We start from the raw sequence: 552 nt of genomic DNA, 5'->3' as shown, positions 1-552 counted from the left end.
ACGGAAACCCCATAGAAGTCTGCCAGCGTGATAAGGTTGCCATGATTGATTTCCTTAAAATCCTCTTTTTCATAACTTCCGAGAGCAGATTTGGAAATACCCGTCAGCTTTGATAGTTCTTCCAGATTTAAGCCTTTGTCCTTGCGGAGTTCCCAAAGGCGTTCCTGTATGCTTGTTGCTCCTTTCATGGGCGCACACTCCTTTCCGGCGGTTTCATTGCTGCCGCTTAACTGGATTATATCACACTTTCCGCAATCGTGGAAATTTCTGATTTTTACTCCTAATTCCTACTTTGTGGACATACGGCACAGGGCACAAAAATGTTCTATGATACAGGTAGTTCATCGATGGATTATTCCAATCGAATGACCAGCCTGTGTGGGATATGCTTCCCCGGCGATGTAGTGCCATGACTTTTGGCAGGGATGTGGAGGAACCCTGACCGAAACGAGCGTACCAAAGGGAGCGATACGCCGCTGTGAGATTCAGGGGAGGAACGACACCGGGGAGAACTGGCGAACTGACACCGAAATGATACCGAAACACGACAAT

General features: G+C 47.6%; 1 protein-coding gene. It reads right to left on the bottom strand.

Annotation, left to right across the window (positions count from 1 at the left end; translation table 11 throughout):
- Nucleotides 1-188 (bottom strand): helix-turn-helix domain-containing protein (locus tag LIZ66_RS18375; protein ID WP_173703884.1); only part of this gene is annotated, 188 nt, incomplete at its 3' end.
- Nucleotides 189-552 lie beyond the last annotated feature (364 nt).

The organism is Blautia faecis, from assembly GCF_020554845.1.
GTDB classification, from domain to species: Bacteria; Bacillota; Clostridia; order Lachnospirales; family Lachnospiraceae; genus Blautia_A; species Blautia_A faecis.
Note: the sequence above shows the minus strand (reverse complement) of the source record. Positions and strands in the feature narration are given on the sequence as shown.